This is a genomic window from Stenotrophomonas sp. INTA L402-1, assembly GCF_059295135.1.
On the sequence record NZ_JCAFWP010000248.1, the window covers coordinates 1 to 525 of the forward strand.

1 pseudogene is annotated in these 525 nt (G+C 64.2%); it reads right to left on the reverse strand.

Annotated elements, in window-relative coordinates:
- Positions 1-525, reverse strand: a pseudogene (locus AC5O77_RS22615) (potassium-transporting ATPase subunit B); the annotation flags it as partial.

Sequence of the window (525 nt, forward strand, 5' to 3'; positions counted from 1 at the left end):
ATCCGCCAGTGAAGACAGCTGCGCGGCATCGGCCAGTTCCTGTTCTTTTACGCCGGGAGCCGGCAGGAACTCCGAAGCCTGTCGATTGCCAAGGGTGATGGTGCCGGTCTTATCCAGCAGCAGCACGTCGACGTCGCCGGCCGCCTCAACGGCGCGGCCGCTGGTGGCGATGACGTTGGCGCCGAGCATGCGGCTCATGCCGGCGACGCCGATGGCTGACAGCAACCCGCCGATGGTGGTCGGGATCAGACACACCAGCAGCGCCACCAATACGGTCACGCTGACGACCGAGCCGCTGCCGGCGGCATTGACGCTATATTGCGAGAACGGCAACAGCGTGGCCACCGCCAGCACGAACACGATGGTCAGTGCCACCAGTAAAATGGTCAGCGCCACTTCATTCGGCGTTTTACGGCGTTTGGCGCCTTCGACCATGGCAATCATGCGATCGAGGAAGGTCTCGCCGGGGTTGACGCTGCATTGCACCACCAGCCAGTCGGACAGCACGCGCGTCCCGCCGGTAAC